14 protein-coding genes are annotated in these 13,758 nt (G+C 69.9%); 8 read left to right on the top strand and 6 right to left on the bottom strand.

Annotation, left to right across the window (positions count from 1 at the left end; all coding sequences use genetic code 11):
• Window positions 1-51 precede the first annotated feature (51 nt).
• Both ACF1B9_RS35840 and ACF1B9_RS35835 read right to left on the bottom strand, forming a co-directional pair.
• Window positions 52-1,029 (bottom strand): DMT family transporter, encoded by a 978-nt coding sequence (locus ACF1B9_RS35840; protein ID WP_391746701.1) that lies wholly within the window; start codon window positions 1,027-1,029, stop codon window positions 52-54.
• The gene (locus ACF1B9_RS35835) at window positions 1,026-1,922 is read right to left on the bottom strand and encodes a phosphatase PAP2 family protein (RefSeq protein ID WP_391746702.1); all 897 of its coding nucleotides are present in this window, start codon (window positions 1,920-1,922) and stop codon (window positions 1,026-1,028) included. The genes ACF1B9_RS35840 and ACF1B9_RS35835 overlap by 4 nt, the downstream gene beginning before the upstream one ends.
• A gap of 162 nt (window positions 1,923-2,084) precedes the next feature.
• Between ACF1B9_RS35835 and ACF1B9_RS35830 the strand changes: the two genes are divergently transcribed.
• From ACF1B9_RS35830 to ACF1B9_RS35815, 4 genes are all read left to right on the top strand, one after another.
• Window positions 2,085-2,711, top strand: coding sequence for a TetR/AcrR family transcriptional regulator (locus ACF1B9_RS35830; RefSeq protein WP_391746703.1), 627 nt, complete (start codon window positions 2,085-2,087; stop codon window positions 2,709-2,711).
• Window positions 2,712-3,044: 333 nt separating this feature from the next.
• The gene (locus ACF1B9_RS35825) at window positions 3,045-4,058 is read left to right on the top strand and encodes an SPFH domain-containing protein (protein ID WP_391746704.1); all 1,014 of its coding nucleotides are present in this window, start codon (window positions 3,045-3,047) and stop codon (window positions 4,056-4,058) included.
• Window positions 4,055-4,954: a hypothetical protein gene (locus ACF1B9_RS35820; protein WP_391746705.1), complete on the top strand. Its 900-nt coding sequence runs from the start codon at window positions 4,055-4,057 to the stop codon at window positions 4,952-4,954. The genes ACF1B9_RS35825 and ACF1B9_RS35820 overlap by 4 nt, the downstream gene beginning before the upstream one ends.
• A gap of 173 nt (window positions 4,955-5,127) precedes the next feature.
• A complete protein-coding gene (locus ACF1B9_RS35815) occupies window positions 5,128-5,628 on the top strand; it encodes an NUDIX hydrolase (protein ID WP_391746706.1) in 501 nt (166 codons plus the stop codon).
• Between the two features lie 4 nt (window positions 5,629-5,632).
• Here the strand turns inward: ACF1B9_RS35815 and ACF1B9_RS35810 are convergent, their stop codons facing one another.
• Window positions 5,633-6,739, bottom strand: coding sequence for a PP2C family protein-serine/threonine phosphatase (locus ACF1B9_RS35810; RefSeq protein WP_391746707.1), 1,107 nt, complete (start codon window positions 6,737-6,739; stop codon window positions 5,633-5,635).
• A gap of 182 nt (window positions 6,740-6,921) precedes the next feature.
• Between ACF1B9_RS35810 and ACF1B9_RS35805 the strand changes: the two genes are divergently transcribed.
• Window positions 6,922-7,683, top strand: coding sequence for a metallophosphoesterase family protein (locus tag ACF1B9_RS35805; protein WP_391746708.1), 762 nt, complete (start codon window positions 6,922-6,924; stop codon window positions 7,681-7,683).
• 211 nt (window positions 7,684-7,894) lie between these two features.
• On the top strand, window positions 7,895-8,587 hold the full coding sequence (locus tag ACF1B9_RS35800; RefSeq protein ID WP_391746709.1) for a formylglycine-generating enzyme family protein: 693 nt from the start codon (window positions 7,895-7,897) through the stop codon (window positions 8,585-8,587).
• 55 nt (window positions 8,588-8,642) lie between these two features.
• Here the strand turns inward: ACF1B9_RS35800 and ACF1B9_RS35795 are convergent, their stop codons facing one another.
• Window positions 8,643-9,869 (bottom strand): cytochrome P450, encoded by a 1,227-nt coding sequence (locus ACF1B9_RS35795; RefSeq protein ID WP_391746710.1) that lies wholly within the window; start codon window positions 9,867-9,869, stop codon window positions 8,643-8,645.
• A gap of 569 nt (window positions 9,870-10,438) precedes the next feature.
• Here ACF1B9_RS35795 and ACF1B9_RS35790 point away from each other — a divergent pair.
• Window positions 10,439-10,876, top strand: a complete 438-nt coding sequence (locus tag ACF1B9_RS35790) for a cupin domain-containing protein (protein ID WP_391746711.1) — start codon at window positions 10,439-10,441, stop codon at window positions 10,874-10,876.
• Window positions 10,877-11,117: 241 nt separating this feature from the next.
• Window positions 11,118-11,756 carry a nitroreductase gene (locus tag ACF1B9_RS35785; RefSeq protein WP_391746717.1) on the top strand — a complete coding sequence of 213 codons (639 nt, stop codon included), beginning with the start codon at window positions 11,118-11,120 and terminating at the stop codon, window positions 11,754-11,756.
• A gap of 171 nt (window positions 11,757-11,927) precedes the next feature.
• Here ACF1B9_RS35785 and ACF1B9_RS35780 read toward each other — a convergent pair whose 3' ends face one another.
• Entirely contained in the window at window positions 11,928-12,065 is a 138-nt protein-coding gene (locus tag ACF1B9_RS35780) for a hypothetical protein (RefSeq protein ID WP_391746712.1), read from the bottom strand.
• 614 nt (window positions 12,066-12,679) lie between these two features.
• Window positions 12,680-13,648, bottom strand: a complete 969-nt coding sequence (locus ACF1B9_RS35775; RefSeq protein ID WP_391746713.1) for a NaeI family type II restriction endonuclease — start codon at window positions 13,646-13,648, stop codon at window positions 12,680-12,682.
• Window positions 13,649-13,758: the final 110 nt, after the last annotated feature.

The following is a 13,758-nucleotide window of genomic DNA, read 5'->3' as shown; positions in this document are numbered from 1 at the left end:
GAATCTCACGTCGCCGCGAGACTTCCCCGGCGGCCGAGCCGCTTCGGCGCGTCACGGTCCGCCCACCGGGGTCCGGCCCAGTTCGGGGCGCAGCACCGGCTGCTCCCGCGGCGCCCGGCTCCCGATCACCACGCGCGACGGTGATCCTGCCACGGCCCTCGGATCGGGCGCGGCCGGGCCGATGACGGCCGACGGCTGAGCCTGCGCCCGGGCCTGCGCACGGCTGAGCAGAATCACGCCCCGTACCGCCGCGACCGTGCCGAGCAGCGCCGGAACCAGGCTGATCGTGCCGCCCTGGAGGCGTTCGCCGAGCAGGGCCAGGCCGATGACCGCCGCAGCCACCGGATTGGCGAGGGTGACGACGGCCAGCGGCGCACCCAGACCGCCCCGGTAGGCGGTCTGGGAGAGCAGCAGACCGCCCATCGCGAACGTGGAGACGAGCAGGGCGACGATCACCAGATGCAGGCTGAGCAGGGGGCCGGTGTGGTCGGTGACGGAGACGGTCAGGGTCTGGGTGAGCGCCGAGGCGACTCCCGAGGTGATGCCGGAGGCCGCCGCGTGCCGCAGCCCGGGGCGTGCTCCTGGGCGGCTCAGTCCGGCGACGACAGCCATGGTTCCGGCGCCGACGACCAGTGCTTCGGGAAGGCTGAGCGTCTCGTGCGGGGCGGTGCCGCCCGCGGTGATCAGCAGGGCACCGAGCCCGAGCAGGGTCAGGATCGTGCCGCGCCATTCGATCCGGGTGACCCGGCGTCCGGCGGTCCTGGCACCCAGCGGGACGGCCGCGACCAGAGTGAGGGCGCCGAGCGGCTGGACGAGGGTGAGCGGCCCGTACTTGAGTGCCGCGACGTGCAGCAGCGCGCCGCCCGCGTTCAGTCCGACCGCCGACCACCAGGCGCCCCGTCCGAGCAGCCTCAGGACACCGGCGTCCGGCTCGGTGCGCCCGGCGAGCCGGGCCTGCGCCACCGCGGCCGAGGCATACGCGGCGGCGGAGACCAGGGACAGTGCGACGGCGATCAGGGTGGCGTTCATCGCCGTGCTCCGGACGACGCGTACGAGGACGCGGAGTGGGCCCGCGGCGGGGTGTACGCGGTCGGCGGGGCGGGATCGGCGGGGTGGGGCAGGACCGTCGACGCGGGCGCACTCGCGGTGGAAGGCCACGCGGTGGAAGGCCCGGGGACGTGCACCCGTACCGGTTCCGCGCGCCGCAGGGGCAACGCGGCGAAAGCCACCGCGAGAAGCGCGGAGACCACGATCGAGTCGAGCCAGTAGTGGTTGGCCGTGCCGACTATCACCAGCAGGGTGACGAGCGGATGCAGCAGCCACAGCCAGCGCCACCGGCTGCGGGTGGCGACGATCAGCCCCACGGCGACCATCACCGCCCAGCCGAAGTGCAGTGAGGGCATCGCGGCGAACTGGTTGGCCATCGAGTCGGTCGCCGGCGTCGCTCCGTACACCGTCGGCCCGTACACCTGGCCGGTGTCGACGAGACCTGCGGCAGCCAGCAGCCGCGGCGGGGCGAGCGGGAACAGCAGGTGGAGAGCGAGCGCGGCGCCGGTGAGGGCGGCGAGGATGCGGCGCGACCAGACGTAGTGGCGTGGGCGACGCCAGTACAGCCACACGAGGAAGAGCAGCGTGGCCGGAAAGTGCACGGTCGCGTAATAGGTGTTCGCGAGGTGGATCAGCGTCTCGTCGTGGAGCAGCAGACTCTGCACCGCGCCTTCACCCGGCAGGTGCAGGGACCGTTCGAAGTCCCAGACGTTTCCCGCGTTGCGGTACGCCTCCTCGACATGGCCGTTCGCGGCCTGTCGGCCGAGCTTGTAGATAACGAAGAGACCCACGACGAGAAGAAGCTCGCGGAGGAGGGGCGGTCGGGCAGTACTGTCCGGCTCCCGATCTGCGGGCTCGCTACCGGCGTACCTCATCCGGTGCCCCTTTGCTGACGAAGCGGTGTTGCGGAGGCAGGGCTCAGCCCACGCCATATCGATACGCCAGTGTACCGATACGCGAACGTATCGGTACACGTGCGTTTCGGTACACTGGCGTATCGATGGACCTCGTCGCAGAATCGCTGAGAGGGAAAACACATGCCGTCGCAGGAAGCCGCGCAGGAACCGGCGCACACGCCCCGCCGCTCGAAGATCACGCCGGAGCGGGCGCAGGAGTTCTACGCGGCCGTGCTCGACATGCTGAGAGAGTCCGGCTACGAGGCCCTCACGATGGAAGGGGTCGCCTCGCGGACGCGCTGCGGCAAGTCCACGCTCTACCGGCAGTGGGGTTCCAAGCCCGAACTGGTCGTGGCGGCACTCCACGGCACCCGGCGGGTCCTGCTGCCCGACATCGACACCGGCACACTGGCGGGGGATCTGCGCGAGGCGGCACGGGCCATCGGCGCGGGATCGGGCCGCGACACCCCACTGATGCACGCGCTCAGCCATGCCGCACTGCAGAGCCCCGAGCTGCTGTGCGCGCTGCGTGAGGCACTGATCGTGCCGGAGATCGCGGCGATCGAAGCGATGGTCCGGCGCGGTACGGAGCGCGGCGAGATCCCGGCGGACACCCCGGCGGCGGAGTTCGTCTCCGCGCAGTTGCTGGGTGTGATGCGCGCCCGTCCGCTGCTGGAGGGGAAGTACGCGGACGAGGCCTATCTGACCCGCTTCGTGGAGAACGCCGTCCTCCCCGCACTTGGACTGGACGCGCCCGCGCCCCAGTGACCCGAGAGACGTGGGTCGCCGTCCGAGCGGATGACGACGACCCGCTCGCGCCGCACCGTGGGGACGGGGGCGGCGCACCATCCGGGCGGCCGGTGGCTCCTTCGGGGGCCGCCGGTCGCCCGTTCTCCACACCCTCTCGCGCACCCCGGCCGATACCCGCCCACAGACCTCCGATTCCCCTTTCCGCCCCCGCCCCCGCCCCAGCCCCCGGCAGGACCGACGCGACCGACGCGACCGACGCGACCGACGCGACCGACGATCATTCTCGTCCTCTTGACGATATCAACCACACCCTCTTATCGTCTACGTGACGAGAACAGAGGGGATTCCGACATGGCCGACATCACCCGGCGCTTCGGCTGGCGCCATCTGCGCTCCGCACCCACTGCGCACATCCGCCACCACAAGCGCGGCCGGCTCGCCCACGACGGACCGGGACTGAGTTTCTGGTACCGCTCACTGACCGCAGCGCTCTCCGAAGTCCCTGTCAACGACCGCGAGTTGGCGATGGCCTTCCACGCACGCACGTCCGACTTCCAGGACGTCACCGTGCAGGCCACCGTGACATACCGGATCAGCGACCCGGCCGAGGCCGCCGCCCGCCTGGATTTCTCCGTCGACCCGGACACCGGGGTGTGGCGCGGCGCACCCCTGGAACAGATCGCCACCCTGCTCACCGAGACCGCTCAACAGCACACGCTGGACGTGCTGGCCAGGACCGCATTGGCCGAGGCACTGGTCGACGGCGTCGCATCCGTGCGCGACCGGGTCGCGGCCGGGCTCGCCGCGGAACCCCGGCTGCCCGCCACCGGTATCGATGTGGTCGCGGTGCGGGTGGTCGCCATCCGTCCCGAGGCCGAGGTGGAGCGAGCCCTGCGCACCCCCGCCCGCGAGCAGATCCAGCAGGAGGCCGACCGGGCCACCTATGAACGCCGCGCCGTTGCCGTGGAACGGGAACGGGCCATCGCCGAGAACGAGCTGGCCAGCCAGATCGAACTCGCCCGCCGCGAGGAGCAGTTGGTCGAGCAGCGCGGCACCAACTCCCGGCGCGAGGCCGAGGAGAACGCGGCGGCCGACGCGGTGCGTGCCGAGGCCGAGGCGGCACGCAAGGTACGCCTGGCCCGAGCCGAGGCCGAGGCCGCACGCGAGGTCGGCGCCGCACGCGCGGAGTCCCAGGCGGCCTGGCTGCGGGTGCACGGCGAGGTGGACGCCGCGACCCTGCACGCCCTGGCGACGACGAGACTGGCGGAGAACCTGCCCCGCATCGACAACCTCACCCTCTCCCCCGATGTCCTCACCGGCCTGCTCAGCAAGCTCGGCAGGACCGATCCCGAGCCCCGGCCATGAGCCTCGCCCCCCGCGCGGTCCTGGTCCACCGCACCACGGAGTACGAGGAGTTGCTGGCCCGGCACGGCACCCACGGCCAAGCCGCGTTCTTCCTCTCCAGCCGCGGCCGGTCCATCGACGAGGTGGCCCGGCGGCACCGACACACCCAGCAGGCGCTCGCCGATGTGGCGGCAGCCGTACCGCTCCAGTGGCGGCAGTCGCGGGTGGAGCGCGTCGATCTCGACCACTTCCTGTTCGCGCCCGAGGACGTGGTGGTCGTCGTCGGGCAGGACGGGCTGGTCGCCAACGTCGCCAAGTACCTGTCCGGGCAGCCCGTCGTGGGCATCGACACCGACCCCGGACGCAATCCGGGGGTGCTCGTACGCCACCGTCCCTGCGACGCGGCCGGCCTGCTGCGGGCGGCCGCGTCCCCCGCAGGCGCGGCGGACGAACTCACCATGGTCGAGGCGGTCGCCGACGACACCCAGCGCCTGCTCGCCCTGAACGAGATCTATCTCGGTCCGCCCGGCCACCAGACCGCCCGCTACCGGATCGGCCCCGACGCGCCCGGCGCCGCCACCGAACCGCAGGCCTCGTCCGGTGTCCTGGTCGGCACGGGCACCGGCGCCACGGGCTGGCTCCGCTCACTGTGGCAGGAACGCCGCAGCGCCCTGCCGCTCCCGGCACCCACCGATCCCCGGCTGCTGTGGTTCGTCCGCGAGGCCTGGCCGTCGCCCGCGACCGGTACTTCGCTGATCGCGGGCGAACTGGGGCGCGGACAGGGGCTGAGGCTCACCGTCGAGTCCGACCGGGTGGTGGTCTTCGGCGACGGAATGGAGACGGACGCGCTGGAGCTGACATGGGGGCAGTCGGTCCGGCTGGGCATCTCGGCGACGTCGCTGCGGCTGACGGTCTGACGACCCGAACCACACCCCTGACGAGTACGGTCGCCGGGTCGGCGCTCTCTGCGCCCACCCCGCGGAGCCGTTGCCCGACCGTCGTGGACAAACGGCGGTCCGTAGGCTTCCACGTACACCGGATTGCCGAGGCCCCCGCCCGCAACACCCCACGCCGACCCGCGAGGAGCACCATGGACACCGCCCCCGACGAAGCCCTCCCCCGAAACTCCCGTCCGCCGCTGGCGCAGGCTGCGCTCGGTGTGGGCGTCGTCGTGCAGGACGCCCACGGGCGCGTGCTGCTCGGCAGACACCACAGCGGCACCTGGGAGCTCCCCGGCGGCAAGGTGGACCCGACCCATGAGTCCATCGCCGCCGCCGCCGTCCGTGAGCTCCGCGAGGAGACGGGCCTGGAGGTCGATGTGGCCGGCGTGAGGGTTTTCGCCATGCTCCATGACGTGGTGGCGGGGATCAACCGCGTGTCGATGGCGGCCGTGGTGACCCTGGAGTCGGGACGCCCTCGGGTGACCGAGCCCCATCTGATCAGCACCTGGCAGTGGACCGCTCTCGACGCACTGCCGAGGCCGTTGTTCGGTCCCTCGGCGCAGGTGCTCGCGGCCTGGCGCCCGGATCTCTCGATCGAACACCCGCCGGCGCACCGGCTGACCGTCTCCGCAGCCGAAGACGCCTCGTGAGTCCTCAGCCGAGCCGGTGACCGCCGCGCCGGGCGACGGCCAGGATGGCCATGTCGTCCTGGTGGCCGTCGGATGTCCAGCGTGCGACATCCGCGGTCACCGCGTGGACCAGGTCGTCGGGGTCCCTGAAGCAGGTACCGGTGAGGGTGGCGGACACACACGGATCGTAGAAGGCACCCGTGCGATTGCGTGCCTCGGTGACACCGTCGGTGATCAGGAGCAGCAGCGCGCCGGACGGCAGCGGAAAGACATCGGTGAAGGTGTCGCCGTCCGGCGCGGCCACCGCGCCCAGCCCCATGCCCAGGGGCAGCTGCGGGCGAGTGGCGTCGAGCCGTGCGACCGCACCGTCGTGGATCAGGTACGGGCCCGGATGGCCACGGTTGACCAGGCGCAGCAGCGCGCCGTCACCGGGCACTTCGGCCAGCACGGCCGTGGTGAAGTCCTCGCCGGACGTCTTGCTGCCGCTGCGGCTCGACTCCCTGCTCAGCGCGTCGTCCAGGCGCCGGGCCAGTTCGGCCAGTGTGGGGGCGTGTTCGGCCTCCTGGCGGAACGCCCCGATCGCCACCGAGACGGCTGCGACCGCCTGGACCCCCTTGCCCTTCACATCCCCGATGATCATGCGCACGCCGTAGGGGGTCTCCTGCACCGCGAAGAGGTCGCCGCCGATCCTTGCCTCGGCCTGTGCGGCGGTGTATCCCGCGGCAACGGCCAGAGGCCCCGCCCGCGACGGTGGGTCCGGCAGCACCGCCAGCTGTACCGCCTCCGCGATGACCCGGGCCCGCGCGAGATCCCGCCCCTGACGCTGCAACAACAGATTGACCGCGAGGGCCAGAATCCCGATGAGGCCGATCACGGCCAGATCGACGAAGCTCGCCGTGGCGGAACGCCCCCGGACGAAATCCAGCACCAGCGACACTCCGCAGGCGAGGCTCGCGACGAGAACTCCCGCCCGGAACGACAGCATCGCTCCGGCGATCAGCGGCGCCGCGGCCAGCAGCGGAAGCCCCATGTACGGCTGGGGCGCGAAGACATTCAGCAGCACACCCGACACCAGGGCCGGCACGACGAGCAGCCAGCCCGCCCACGCCCCTGTGCGCCGACTCTCCTGCACCTGTGCTCCCTGTCGCCCCTCCAGGATCCCAGAACCGAACGTACCACCCATGATGCCCGCACATGCCCACCGATGGACCGGGTCCCGCTCGCCCCGTGATCGGGCCCCGGCCGCCTCGGCCCTGGCCCTATGTCAGGCGAACGTTCCCGCACCCCGACCGTTCACCCCGCACACTGGTGACCATGCTGAATCGAGTCGCTGTACTGTCCGACATCCACGGAGTCCTGCCGGCTTTGGAGGCCGTGCTCGCCGATCCGGACGTGCAAGCCGCGGATCGTATCGTGCTCACCGGCGACATCACCGCCGGCCCGCAACCGAACCAGGTCCTCGACCGGCTCATCGGCCTCGGCGACCGCGTCGTATGGATCAGCGGCAACGCCGACCGCGAACTCCTCGAATACCGCCGCGGACAGCGGGAATCGATCCCCGATCCGATCGCCCCCTGGGCCGCCGAGCAGCTGCGCGAGGATCATCTCGACCTGCTCGGCTCGTTGCCCCGGTCGCTCTCCCTGTCGGTGCGCGGCCTCGGGAAGGTGCTGTTCTGCCACGCGACTCCCCGTGACGACGAAGAAGTCGTCCTCGTCGACTCCCGCCTCGACCGTTGGAATGAGGTCTTCGGCGGACTCGACGACGACGTACGCACCGTGGTCTGCGGCCACACCCACATGCCGTTCGTCCGCCTCGCCCACGGTCGGCTCGTGGTCAACCCCGGCAGTGTCGGCATGCCCTACGGAAGAGCGGGAGCCCATTGGGCCGTTCTCGGGCCGGGCGTCGAGCTGCGCACCACGGACTTCGACGTCGAGACCGCGTCGGCGCAGATCGGGCACGACTCCGGCTACCCCGGAATCTCCGAGTGGACCGACTACTTCCTGCACGCCCGCGCGACGGACGAGGACGCTCTTCAAGCCTTCGCCCCACGGGACGGCCGCGACCACGCGCCCTGACTTCCCCCTCGGCGGCCCGGTGAGCACCGTGGGCGGCCCGGGAACGGGCACGACGGCCCGTACCTCTGTCCGCCCCGGCACCGTTTCCCGGTGATCGGTACCGTCACTTGTCCGAATGTCCGAATGTCCGGAAGCCCGGACCGGCTTCCCGTACTGCTGCCGGGTCAGAAGTACGTCGGTCCGACGCACCGGAAGCGTATGAGGAGCAGCGATGAGCTCTGAAGCCATACTCCGACAAGCGGTGGCCGAGAACATGAGAGCCATCCCCGCCGGTGAGATCGTCCTGCGGGACGAAGGCACCAGGACCGACTGGGAGGTCGCGGTCGGGGCCTTCCTGCTGGCGCCGTACCCCGTGACCACCGAGTTGTACCGGGCGGTCGGGGGCGAGGGGCCCGCGGGCCCGGCGGGCCCGCTGACACCGGTGACGGAGGTTTCCTGGAAGGAGGCCGTCGGTTTCTGCAATCTGCTCTCGCGAGCGACGGGACTCGAACCCTGCTACCTGATCGGTGACGATCCCGACGGGCAGGACGTGGTCTGTGACTGGGAGGCCGACGGCTACCGCCTCCCGTTGGAGGCGGAGTGGGAGTACGCGTGCAGGGCCGGGACGTCCGACGCCCGCTACGGAGAGCTGGACGAGATCGCCTGGCACCGCGGCAACTCCGGCGGCACGGTGCACGATGTCGCGACGAGGACACCGAACGCGTGGGGGCTCCACGACATGATCGGCAACGTGTGGGAGTGGTGCTGGGACGTCTACGATCCGAACGTCTACGGCCCGTACCGCGTCTTCCGTGGTGGCGGCGCGTACGACCACCCCCGAGGATGCCGGGCGTCGTGCCGCCGCAAGAGTCACCCGACCTTCCGCATCGACGACCTGGGATTCCGGCTCGCACGATCGAACTGAGCGGGAGATGAACGGCGCGCCGGTGGCTGTCCTGCGCTCCGGGCAGCCGCCCCGCTCAGGCCGTGGCACCTGCGGTGAACGTGACCGGCAGGTGCTCCGGGCCGCGCAGGCCACCCGGCCGCCACCGCAGTTCTCCGGGCGGCACCGCCAGGGCGAGGCGCGGGAGGCGGCGCAGGACGGTGCCGACGGCGATCTGGCCTTCGAGCCGGGCCAATGGGGCGCCCAGACAGTAGTGGATGCCGTGCCCGAACGCGAGGTGCGCGTTGTCCCTGCGGGCGATGTCGAGGCGGTCGGGGTCGGGGAACTGCTCCGGGTCGCGGTCGGCGATGGCGGAGGCGATCAGCACGGTCGCACCGCGCGGGATGTCCACCCCGGCGAGGGTGACGTCCTCGCGCGCGAACCGGGCGATGCCGGGGTTGACCGGTCCGTCGTAGCGCAGGAACTCCTCGATCGCGCCCGGCAGCAGCGCCGGATCGTCCCGCAGCATCTTCAACTGGTGGGGATGGGCGAGCAGCGCGGCGATGCCGCTGCCGATCAGGTTGACCGTGGTGATGTAGCCGGCCACCAGCAGCAGGAAGGCCATGGCGATCAGCTCGTCCTCGTCCAGCCCCTGCTGCTCGTCCCGGGCGACGACCAGTGCGCTGAGCAGATCGTCCCCGGCCCGGGCGCGTTTGGCCTCCAGAAGCCCGGTCAGGTACGAGCGCATCCGGCGCCATGCCCCGTCCATCCGGGCCGGGTCGGGTGGTTCGTTCCCCCTCAGGACCATGTCGTCGGTCCACTGCTGGAAGTCGTGCCGGTCGGTCACGGGCACCCCGAGCAGCTCACTGATCACGGTGACCGGGAGCGGCAGGGCGTAGCTCTCGATGAGATCGGCGCGGCCGGCCGGCACGATCTCGTCGAGCAGTCGGTCGGCGATCTCCTGGATGCGAGGCCGCAGCTCCGCCACCCGGTGTGCGGTGAACGCCCGGGAGACCAGTCGGCGCAGACGGGTGTGGTCGGGCGGATCGGAGCGGAGCATGTTGCGCAGTACGGACTCGCGGTCGGTGGTGGGCAGCCGTTCGGCGAACCGGGGATCCGACGCATCACGGACGTCACTGCTCAGTTGTGGGTGGGACAGGGCTGCGAGCCCGTCCTCGTACCGCGTGACCAGCCAGGCCTCCAGGCCCCCGGCGACGACGGCGCGCCGCACCGGGCCCTCCTGGCTCAGTTGCCGGTAGAACGGAAAGGGGTCCGCCACGAAGGCCGGATCGGCATAGGGCAGGAGGACCGGCTGCTGGCTCATCATGCCTCCCTCGGGGCATCGCGCCCGTTGTCTCGTATTCGTATGGATTTGGTCTGATTCATTCCAGCCTAAGGGCTGTCCCGTAATCCGTGGTGGATCAGCGCGCGGCGTCAGATGCGGTGCAACGCAAGGCGAAGGGACGTCCGCGTACTGGATGTACGCGGACGTTCCGGCAACGCGGCGAGGTGCCGTAGCTGTCGTCGCGCGCCCGCCAGGGATTACGGGACAGCCCTTAATGCTGCAACCGCATCTGGGGGTGCGGCGTCGGCGTTGAGAGTGGCAGCGGTGGGCTCGGGCCTGGCTGGTGCCTCGGTAGCGTGACTGGTGCAGGCGGTGCTCGTTGCTGGGGCAGTGGGGTGTGGCGATGACGTGCCCGATCAACCGGCGGATCTCCGGAACGCTGCGAGGTATGAGGTCGTGTTCCCCGCATCCGCTGCCCCTGTTTCGGCTTCATAGGCACGGACGGCGGTCAGATGGGCGGAATGCCGGCACATCCGCCGGAGGTGACCGATCCGCGCTGTCCGGTCCGGGGGCTCCGTAGACAGCTACGCACCCATGGAGGCTTCACCATGTCGAGCAATGAGCCGACGCGCGCAGAGCGGGGACCACGGTCCGAAGCGTGGAAGACGGCACTGACCCTGCTGCAGACGGCACAGCCGCCGTCCATCCCGGAGGGCGCCGAGGCGATGACCGTCCTCATCGAATTTCCCCCGGGCGACCCGGGCACGCCTCCGCACCGGCACTCCGGCCCCGCATTCGGATACATGCTCGAGGGGGAGATGCTCTTCGAGCTCGAAGGTGAGCCGGAGCGCGTGATCAAGGCCGGAGAGACGTTCTGGGAGCCGGGCGGCGACGTCATCCATTATCAGGACGGGAACAACCGAACGGATTCCTGGAGCCGTTTCCTCGTGACGATGATGTGCGCGCCGGGTCAGCCCATGCTGACCCTGGTCGAGGACGAGGAGCTGGCCCAGCGCAAGGACCGGCGGGCGCCTCGCCCTGCCTGACCGCGGCCGGGATTGACGACGAGGTCCCCTTCGCGACCAAGAATGAGCACTTCGAGTGGACGCTGCAACGCGCCATCGACGCGGGGGCCCCGTTCACATAGGTGACCGCTGACGAGGCACACGGGCACCCGTGAGGGCTGAGGCTGTCAAGGTGCGCCCTGTCCCAGCCCAGCGTCGCCGGGACAAACGGGCCACAGCTCTCGAGGTAGGACGGGGCCCATGGACTCCCGAGGGTCGACCGCTGGCGCACGGCGCTGGCGCCGGTGGGCCGACAGGGCTTTACGGACGCGGTGCCCACCTCGCGGTCACCTGCGCGGGGCGCCCGTCCGGGTCGAATCTCCAGCCGTGGCGCGCCTATGTGCTGACCGGCGCGCCGCTGGCCGAGCTCAAGAGGCGCGCCGACGAGCGTGTGGCCTCAGGTGACCCGTGGGACGAGCGGGAGTACGAGATGTACCCGCCGGCGCTGAAGTCCCCCTACCACGAGCGCCGGTCCGCCTTCGGCCATGAACGCTACAGCGCACTCGGTATTGGGCGTGCGGACTGGGAGGCGCGCCAGAGGGCCGCTTCTGCGAACTGGGAGGGTTTCGGCGCGCCCGCCGCCCTGTTCTGCTACATCGACGGCGACATGGGCCGACCTCAATGGTCCGACGTAGGCATGTATCTGCAGACCGTCATGCTGCTGCTCCGCGCCGAAGGGTTGCACAGTTGCCCGCAGATGGCATGGTCGGTGTATCGCAAGACTGTCGCGGAGGTCCTGTCACCCCCGGACGACCTCATGCTCTTCTGTGGCATGTCGATCGGGTTCGAGGACGTCACGGTGGGTTACGCCCGTACGGGCCGGGCGCCGCTCGACGAGACCGTCACGTTCGTCGAGGGCTGATTCCAGTAGCTGCAACTTGCGTGACAGTCACGGTTGTTGCGCGTTGGTGTGTCTGTGGGCTGATGAGCTGACGGTCGAACGAGTCGAGTCGTGGTTTGAGGGGATAGCCGGGCTCCATGCCCGGTTCGGCCATCGTTTCGGCGGGTCAGAGCCCCGTGACCGGGCGCTGGACTACCTGACCGGACTCACGATGGACAGGCGCTCGGGCTGCGGCCCGATTCCCAGATGCCAGCGCAGCTCTGCGAGTTCCTGCTCGGTGATCTCGTCCCGCAGATCGACCGTGACCACCAACTCATACACGTCGCTCACCCGGCGCACTCTACCGAGACGCCGTGTCACGATCCGGAGTTGGGGAAGACGGGAACACCATCACGGGCGGTCCCCGAACGGCCCGCTGCTTGCCACGCGCACTTCGACCAGGCCGGGACGCGCTGCCACCCTGTCAAGAACTGATCCCCGGTCGGACCCTACAAACGATCAAGAGGCCGTTTCGGATCACTCCGCAAACGACCTCTGACCTGCGACTCATACGAGTCGGGACGACAGGATTTGAACCTGCGACCCCTTGACCCCCAGGAGTGAGGGCCATGGGAACTACCTGCACATATCAGGCAGAAAGAGGGTGCAGAAGGTGCCTCCCCGCGCGTGCTGTTCAGGGTCGCGAGCACCGTGTGGTCCCCAAATGGTCCCCACGGCAGTGGTAACAGCGTGGGTATCTGCCTGCCGGAAACCAATAGGTTCCGGACGGGCCAAGCCATGCTCGATCCGTGTCTCGGTCCCGGCACGCACCCGTCGTTCCTGCTCGCCGGCGGCGCTCACGGCCAGCGTCCTCCTCGGCAGCAGCGTGGACTTCACGACGACTGCACTGCGCCCCCCGGGACGGGCACCGTCGGCTGCACGGCGGTGGGGCGACGAGGCCCACATCACCTCCAGCGGGGCCCGTCCGCATGATCACTGCTTGCTGCCGAATGTGAAGGAAGCGCCGGCGCGCGGTGCACAGGGTCTTCCGGAGAGGCCAGAGACCACAGTCGGCCGTCCATCTCCGCGAGAGGCTTACCGATCCTAGGCAGAGCCGGTATGACCCGCGCGCTGACGAACTCTCCTTCCCGGGGTACGGGAAGGCCGAGCTGACGGGCGATGTGCCGGTGTGCATCGTAGTCGCCCATGATGATGATTCCCTCGTCCCGAAGTGCTGAGCGGGATCCGCCGTTCCCGCGGATGCGCTTCATATAGTCCTTCTGCTGAACCACGGTGCGGACCGCGTTGCGTCCGATTCGGCGCCCCTGGGCGCGACGGAATAGTTCGTTGAGTCGACCCTGACCGGACCTATTCCCGAAGACCGCTTCGCGGTCGGTGTCGGGCATGTGCAGCAAGATGTTCTCCGAGAGCATGGCGTCGCGCCAGAGCCAGAGGATCTTGTCGCGGTGCCCGGCTTTGAGCATGGCTCTCAGGTCCCGGTTGCGCCCGGTGTTGAGCCACTCCTGTTTGACGCGCAGCAGGCCGACACTCCACCGGCTCAGGTAGTCGTCAGCCCAGACTAGAAGGCAGATGTGACCCAGCGTCCCGTGAGGGAGCATCCAGCCGCCGAATGTGAGGCTGAAACGGCAGTCAACATCGACGCCGGCGATGCTGAAGTCCATCGCATGACCGTCCTCGAAGACAAACTCACGCTGGATCGCAATGTTTACCAGGCTCCCGAGGTGCGCCCGCTCCGCCTTGGTCAGGTGCTTCAAGTCGTATCGACCCGTAACCTCGCCATTCAACACCTCGTCGATGGCATCCCGCAGGACCCGCCCCACACGTGTACCGTCCAGGTCCAAATCCCGCACTGCACGGTAGGCCGCGATGAGCTCCTCATCGTCTGCACCCGCACTCGTGAGCCTTTCCAGCACCTCGGCCGCGTTGGCGGGTCTGTCAAACGAGCGGTGTAACTCGGGTTGTTGAGGGTTACTGACGGGCGGCGGAGAGGCGGCCGTCGAAGGTGATGTCGAAGGCGTTCAGT

Source organism: Streptomyces sp. NPDC014727, assembly GCF_043083485.1.
GTDB lineage: Bacteria > Actinomycetota > Actinomycetes > Streptomycetales > Streptomycetaceae > Streptomyces.
The sequence above is the reverse complement of the archived record's forward strand: the minus strand, read 5'-3'. Positions and strand labels throughout refer to the sequence as shown.

Excerpts from the sequence above, each read along its gene's own strand:
- ACF1B9_RS35840 (WP_391746701.1), bottom strand. The coding sequence starts at position 1,029 with ATGAACGCCACCCTGATCGCCGTCGCACTGTCCCTGGTCTCCGCCGCC.
- ACF1B9_RS35835 (WP_391746702.1), bottom strand. The coding sequence starts at position 1,922 with ATGAGGTACGCCGGTAGCGAGCCCGCAGATCGGGAGCCGGACAGTACT.
- ACF1B9_RS35830 (WP_391746703.1), top strand. The coding sequence starts at position 2,085 with ATGCCGTCGCAGGAAGCCGCGCAGGAACCGGCGCACACGCCCCGCCGC.
- ACF1B9_RS35825 (WP_391746704.1), top strand. The coding sequence starts at position 3,045 with ATGGCCGACATCACCCGGCGCTTCGGCTGGCGCCATCTGCGCTCCGCA.
- ACF1B9_RS35820 (WP_391746705.1), top strand. The coding sequence starts at position 4,055 with ATGAGCCTCGCCCCCCGCGCGGTCCTGGTCCACCGCACCACGGAGTAC.
- ACF1B9_RS35815 (WP_391746706.1), top strand. The coding sequence starts at position 5,128 with ATGGACACCGCCCCCGACGAAGCCCTCCCCCGAAACTCCCGTCCGCCG.
- ACF1B9_RS35805 (WP_391746708.1), top strand. The coding sequence starts at position 6,922 with ATGCTGAATCGAGTCGCTGTACTGTCCGACATCCACGGAGTCCTGCCG.
- ACF1B9_RS35800 (WP_391746709.1), top strand. The coding sequence starts at position 7,895 with ATGAGCTCTGAAGCCATACTCCGACAAGCGGTGGCCGAGAACATGAGA.
- ACF1B9_RS35795 (WP_391746710.1), bottom strand. The coding sequence starts at position 9,869 with ATGAGCCAGCAGCCGGTCCTCCTGCCCTATGCCGATCCGGCCTTCGTG.
- ACF1B9_RS35790 (WP_391746711.1), top strand. The coding sequence starts at position 10,439 with ATGTCGAGCAATGAGCCGACGCGCGCAGAGCGGGGACCACGGTCCGAA.